The sequence below is a fragment of the Flavobacterium sp. PL11 genome (genome assembly GCF_035985025.1).
In the GTDB taxonomy this organism is placed as follows: domain Bacteria; phylum Bacteroidota; class Bacteroidia; order Flavobacteriales; family Flavobacteriaceae; genus Flavobacterium.
The window spans coordinates 392,783-399,350 of sequence record NZ_JAXCIA010000001.1 but is presented as its reverse complement, the minus strand read 5'-3'; the positions used below and the strand labels follow the sequence as shown (position 1 = coordinate 399,350).

6 protein-coding genes are annotated in these 6,568 nt (G+C 34.1%); 4 read left to right on the top strand and 2 right to left on the bottom strand.

Translation table 11 applies throughout. From position 1 onward, the window contains the following. On the bottom strand, positions 1–290 hold a 290-nt coding region (locus tag RCH18_RS01585), incomplete at its 3' end, for a DUF4372 domain-containing protein (RefSeq protein ID WP_326935004.1). A 317-nt stretch (positions 291–607) separates the two neighbouring features. Between RCH18_RS01585 and RCH18_RS01580 the strand changes: the two genes are divergently transcribed. From RCH18_RS01580 to RCH18_RS01565, 4 genes are all read left to right on the top strand, one after another. Next, positions 608–1,468: an MBL fold metallo-hydrolase gene (locus tag RCH18_RS01580; RefSeq protein ID WP_326935003.1), complete on the top strand. Its 861-nt coding sequence runs from the start codon at positions 608–610 to the stop codon at positions 1,466–1,468. A gap of 73 nt (positions 1,469–1,541) precedes the next feature. Beyond that, positions 1,542–3,167 carry a S8 family peptidase gene (locus RCH18_RS01575; protein WP_326935002.1) on the top strand — a complete coding sequence of 542 codons (1,626 nt, stop codon included), beginning with the start codon at positions 1,542–1,544 and terminating at the stop codon, positions 3,165–3,167. A gap of 62 nt (positions 3,168–3,229) precedes the next feature. Next, a complete protein-coding gene (locus tag RCH18_RS01570; RefSeq protein ID WP_326935001.1) occupies positions 3,230–5,101 on the top strand; it encodes a M1 family metallopeptidase in 1,872 nt (623 codons plus the stop codon). A 29-nt stretch (positions 5,102–5,130) separates the two neighbouring features. Next, entirely contained in the window at positions 5,131–5,532 is a 402-nt protein-coding gene (locus RCH18_RS01565; RefSeq protein ID WP_326935000.1) for a hypothetical protein, read from the top strand. 53 nt (positions 5,533–5,585) lie between these two features. On the opposite strand, the gene RCH18_RS01560 is transcribed toward RCH18_RS01565, so the two are convergent. Then, positions 5,586–6,524 (bottom strand): L-threonine 3-dehydrogenase, encoded by a 939-nt coding sequence (locus RCH18_RS01560; protein WP_326934999.1) that lies wholly within the window; start codon positions 6,522–6,524, stop codon positions 5,586–5,588. Positions 6,525–6,568 lie beyond the last annotated feature (44 nt).

Here is a 6,568-nt window from a genome sequence, read left to right as displayed (position 1 = left end):
TCTCTAAAGAGCTCCCAGTTCCGATTTTTGTTCTGGTAGCTGATAGTGGATTTAGAAGGTGCACGTTTAATTCCCAAATGATTTAAATTTCCTGTTGCAGACCGCAGACCATTGCTAATGTCTCTAACGGACTTGCTTTTGGCAAAATGGCAAAATAGCATTGAGACAAGATGTGTCCAACTATCATATCCTTTTTGATGTTTGTCACTCTGACGAAATTGTACCAATCTGGAAAATCTTGATCGGTCAAGCTTGCCAATAATTTGCGAAAATAATGTTGCTTTTGACATAGGGAAGGGGCGTTTTATGGAGAACCTCAAAGGTAATTTTTTGAGGGATAAAAACTCCTTCCCTTTTTAATCGTTTAGGACGCTATTGATTTAAAAATATAATTTCAGAGATTGCTATTGCAGTAATGTCATTCATGTAATTTATAGAAATCTTAATTTGCAGACGACAAAGCTGTAAAATTTAATTATAAACGTATCGTATTTAAGATTTCATTAATTAGTTTATATTTTTTTTAGTGGTTGTTACGCAGGAATTATTAATTTTGATTTAACAAGTGAAAGTGTTAAATTTCGCATAATTAGAGAAGTAAATAAACATGAAATTATATCCCATAGAAACTGGAAACTTTAAACTAGATGGCGGCGCTATGTTTGGCGTAGTGCCAAAAACAATTTGGAATAAAACCAACCCAGCCGATGCCAATAATTTAATTGACATTGCCGCGCGTTGCTTACTTATTGAGGATGGTGATCAATTAATCTTGATTGATACTGGAATGGGAAACAAACAATCAGAAAAATTCTACGGTTATTATTCGCTTTGGGGCACACATTCCATGGATAAATCTTTAGCAAAATATGGTTTTCATCGGGATGATATTACTGATGTTTTTATGACACATTTGCATTTTGATCATTGTGGCGGAAGTGTACAATGGAATGCTGCTAAAACAGGTTACGAACCAGCGTTTAAAAACGCAAAATTTTGGAGTAACAAAGATCATTGGGAATGGGCAACAAATCCCAATCCTAGAGAGAAAGCATCGTTCTTGTCAGAAAATATGCTACCTATGCAAGAAAGTGGTCAACTGCATTTTATTGAAACTCCAGAGGGAGATTTTTTAAGTGAATCGGACTTAGGTTTTGGAATCTTTTTTGCAGATGGTCACACTGAAAAGCAAATGATTCCGCACATTAAATATAAAGAAAAAACAATTGTTTTCTGCGCTGATTTATTGGCTACAGCCGGACACATTCCTATTCCTTATGTAATGGGTTATGACACAAGGCCCTTATTGACAATGCCCGAAAAACAGAAATTTATGAATACTGCAGCAGATAATAATTATTATTTGTTTCTAGAACACGATGCCCATAACGAAATCATTACCGTAGAAAAAACAGAAAAAGGAGTGCGATTGAAAGATGTTTTTACTTGCGATGAAGTCTTAACGTAGTGTTAAGAAAACTTGCTATTGTAACAAAAAAAATTATTTTAGACCAATATTTCAACAACTTAACATAAAATAAATGAATACCATTAAACCCATTTACATTTCTGCTTTTGCTTTATTAGTTTTAGCAGGTTGTGGCACTACAAAACAAGTTATAAATACCACAGGATTAACTGCTATAACTGCTCCTTTAAATGTTAAAAAGAAAGCAGCAATAACTGAAAATAATCTAAAACGCTGGAGTCACCTTGATATTGTTACTGATACTATTCCAGGAATGAGCGTTGATCGAGCGTATGCTGAATTACTAAAAGGTAAAATTGGTGTCCCAGTTATCGTAGGAATTGTTGATTCAGGAGTAGATATTGAACATGAAGATTTAAAAAATGTACTTTGGACAAACGCTAAGGAAATAGCTGGCAATGGTATTGACGATGACAAAAACGGTTTTATTGATGACATTCATGGTTGGAATTTTCTTGGTGATATTACTAAAGAAAATTTAGAATATGAACGAATTATTAAAGACAAAACTTTAGCCGATGAGGCTACATACCAAGCAGCAAGAGTCTTGAATGATAAAAAAGTAGCTGAGGCCAATGTTGGAAAATCGCGTTTAGAGCAAATGTTGGTTGCCATTAAGGAGTCTGATGCAACTTTAACAAAACATCTTGGTAAAGCAGTTTACACTATTGAAGACGTAAAAGCAATTACTGCAACAGAAGCTGATATTCAAAAAAGCAAAATGACCATGCAACAAATGCTTTCTTATGGACTGCCTGTTGAAGGGTTAAAAGAAGCAATTGAAAAAGATCTTACAGGATTTGTAGCATTATCAAGCGGAGAAAATATCAAAACAGATTACCGTAAAGTACTAGGCGATAATCCAAATGACATTACTGATACTAAGTACGGAAATAATAACGTAATAGGTCCTGATAAATCAGAGGCGCTTCATGGAACTCACGTTGCAGGAATTGTAGCTCAAAGCAGAAACAACGGTTTAGGTACCGATGGTATCGCAAATAATGTTCAAATTCTTACTGTACGTGCAGTACCAGATGGTGATGAGTATGATAAAGATATCGCACTAGGAATTCGCTACGCAGTTGATAATGGTGCTAAAGTAATTAATGGAAGTTTTGGAAAGGCATTTTCTCCACACAAACAATGGGTTTATGATGCCATAAAATATGCAGAAAAAAAAGATGTTTTATTTGTGCATGCCGCAGGAAATGATGCAAAAGATATTGATTATGCCGATAATTTTCCAACAGACTCTGATGATAAAAAAATAGAATACGCCGATAATGTGATTACTATTGGTGCTTTAAATTTTGAGTACGGTGATAAAGTAGTAGCTCGTTTTTCAAATATTGGAATAATTAATGTTGATGTTTTTGCTCCTGGAGTACAAATTTATGCTACAACTCCAAATAATTCGTATCAGTTTTTAGCAGGAACATCTATGGCGGCTCCAAATGTTGCTGGTGTTGCAGCGTTGATTCGTTCCTATTATCCAAAATTATCTGCAAAGCAAGTTAAAAACATTTTGATGGAATCAGGTGTGGCTATTACGGCAGATGTTGTTGTAGGTGGAAAAGCTACTGATATGCGTTCATTTACAACCTTGTCTAAATCAGGAAAGATAGTAAATGCTTATAATGCGTTAATCATGGCTGAGAAAATGTCAAAGAAATAAAAATAGATCAATTCACATAATGGAAGGGCAATTTGTCCTTCCATTTTTATTTTAATATAAAGATGAAAAAATTAGTTGCACTTACCATTTTTACTTTAAGTTTTAATAGTTTATTAGCTCAAAACAATACCTACTGGCAACAACACGTGGATTACAAAATGGACGTAACCATGGATGCCAAAAATTACCAGTATAAAGGGAAACAGGAATTGGTTTACACCAATAATTCTCAGGACACGCTAAGAAAAGTGTATTATCACCTGTTTAATAATGCTTTTCAACTGGGAAGCGAAATGGATGCTAGAATCCAAAATATTAAAGATCCAGATGCTCGAATGGTGACTAAGGTGAAAGTGGGAGATCAAGAAATAAAGGAAAGCCGAATTAAAAATTTGAAACCAAACGAAATTGGTTATTTACGAATTTCTAATTTTATGCAAGATGGCGTTGCCGCTATTACAAAAACGGTTGGAACTATTTTAGAAGTGACTTTGGCTAAGCCAATTTTACCCAATTCGAAAACAACTCTAACATTAGATTTTGACGGTCAGGTTCCCGTTCAAATTCGTCGATCTGGGCGCAATAATGCTGAAGGAGTGGCCTTGTCAATGGCACAATGGTATCCTAAAATGGCCGAATTTGATTTTGAAGGTTGGCATGCTGATCCTTACATCGCTAGAGAATTTCATGGTGTTTGGGGAAATTTTGATGTAAAGATCACTATTGACAAAGACTTTGTTTTAGGAGGAACAGGTTATTTGCAAAATAAAAATGAAATAGGACATGGCTATCAGGATGCAGGTGTTGTTGTAAAAATTCCAAAGAAAACGAAAACCTTGACTTGGCATTTTAATGCGCCCATGGTACATGATTTTACTTGGGCAGCTGATAAAGAATATATCCATGATATTGTAAAAGGACCCAACGACGTTGACTTGCATTTCCTATATAAAAACAATCCTAAGTTTATTCAAAACTGGAAAAACTTACAACCGAAAACGGTGGAGTTAATGAAAATTTTTAACAAAACAGTTGGTGATTATCCATACAAGCAATATTCCGTAATTCAAGGAGGCGATGGCGGAATGGAATATGCGATGTGTACGCTAATTTTAGGGCAAGGAAGTTTTGAAGGATTATTAGGTGTTACTGCACACGAGCTTGCACACACGTGGTTTCAACAAGTATTAGCTACTAATGAATCAAAACACGGATGGATGGATGAAGGTTTTACCTCATTTTTAGATGATTATGGCTCAAACGAAATAGCGGATAAAAAAGTAGAGAACCCATTTATAGGAGCTTACAGAGGTTATTTTTCGATGGTAAATTCAGGAAAAGAATTGCCGCAAGCCACACATGCAGATCGTTTTGATGAAAATAGAGTGTACAGTATTACATCCTATAGCAAAGGAGAACTTTTTCTAACACAATTAATTTATTTAATAGGAAAGGAAAATTTGCTCAAAACTATAAAAAGATATTATAATGATTTTAAATTCAAGCATCCTACTCCAAATGATATTAAGAGATCAGCAGAAAGAGTTTCTGGAGCAAATTTAGATTGGTATTTAACGGATTGGACACAAACTACAAATACTATTGACTACGGTATTAAAGAGGTAAAAGAAAATGCCAATAAAACTACAATAACTTTAGAAAGAGTTGGCAGAATGCCAATGCCAATTGATTTATTAGTTGAATATACTGATGGAACAATGGAAAGTTTTTATATTCCGTTGCGAATGATGAGCTTTGAAAAAGAAAATCCTAATCCAGCTGTAAAAAGAACCGTTTTATCAGATTGGGCTTGGGCATTTCCTACAACAGAATTTTCAATTGCAAAACCTAAAAGTGATATTAAGAAGATCACTATTGACCCAAGTGGCTTGATGGCCGATGTAAAACCGGATAATAATGTTTATAAACAATAAATTACTTTGTAAATTTCAAGTGCTCAATTATGCATATTACCTACAACGAATCAGAAAAAACTATTGAAATTAAAGATGGGCTCAAAAGCTATGTTTTTCTGATTAAGTTTTTAATGTTTTTAAACCTGGGAAATTCAGTTTTAAATTTATATGATTTAAGTACTGTGAATTTTGGATTTGCAAAGTTAATTTGGATATTTCTAGGAGCCATTTCTATTATTGTTCTTTATAAGTTCTTTTACAAAAAAACAACCTCAGAAAAAATACAAAATGACAAAATAAAGGGAATCAAGCAGAGAATTTTTTTAGGACGTAAAAAATACTTTTTAGAATTAAGCAATGGAAAGACTCGGGACTTAATCGAGGTCAAAACAGATGTTGATTTTAGTAAACTTAAAAAAATATTAAGTAAGGCTGGAGTTCAAGTGTAAATTAAAAAAGGTCGCGAAAATGTTTTTGCGACCTATTTATCTATAAACGATAATTATCTTAAATGCTCCAGCATATCCACCGTCATGGTTTCTAAATCAAATTTATGTTCCCAATTCCAGTCTTTTCTAGCTTCAGCGTCATCAATGCTTGCCGGCCAGCTATCAGCAATTTTTTGACGGAAGTCAGGATTATATGATATTGTAAATTCAGGAATATGTTTCTGGATTTCCGCAGCAATCTCTGTTGGCGTAAAGCTCATAGCGGCTAGATTATAGGAAGATCGAATTTTTATTTGTTCCGCTGGTGCTTGCATAATTTGAATTGTTGCCGCAATTGCATCGTCCATATACATCATTGGCATTTTAGTTTCTGATGATAAGAAACATTCATAAGTTTTATCAGAAAGTGCCTTATGAAAAATATCTACAGCATAATCAGTAGTGCCGCCACCAGGAGGCGATGACCAGCTAATTAAGCCGGGATAACGGATGCTTCTAACATCAACGCCGAAAATATTGTGGTAATATTCACACCATCTTTCACCTGCTTGCTTGCTGATTCCATATACGGTTGAAGGTTCCATAACAGTATATTGTGGCGTATTTTCTTTAGGAGTTGTTGGCCCAAAAACAGCGATACTTGAAGGCCAAAATATTTTTTTTATTTTCTTGGCTTTGGCCAAATTTAAAACATGAAACAAAGAATTCATATTTAAATCCCATGCAAATGCTGGGTTTTTCTCTGCTGTAGCCGATAATAAAGCTGCCATTAGATAAATTTCATCAATTTTATGAACCTCTACAAGATGCTCGATTTGATTAAAATCTAATGCGTTGATCACTTCAAAAGGACCTGAATTAACAACATCAATATTCAGTTTTCTAATATCAGAAGCGATTACATTTTCGTTTCCGTATATTTCACGTAATTTGTGTGTAAGCTCAGTTCCAATTTGTCCACAAGCGCCAATAATCAATATTTTTGTATTCATTTTCTTTGTTTTAAATTGCAAATATAACATTTTCACTTAGATTA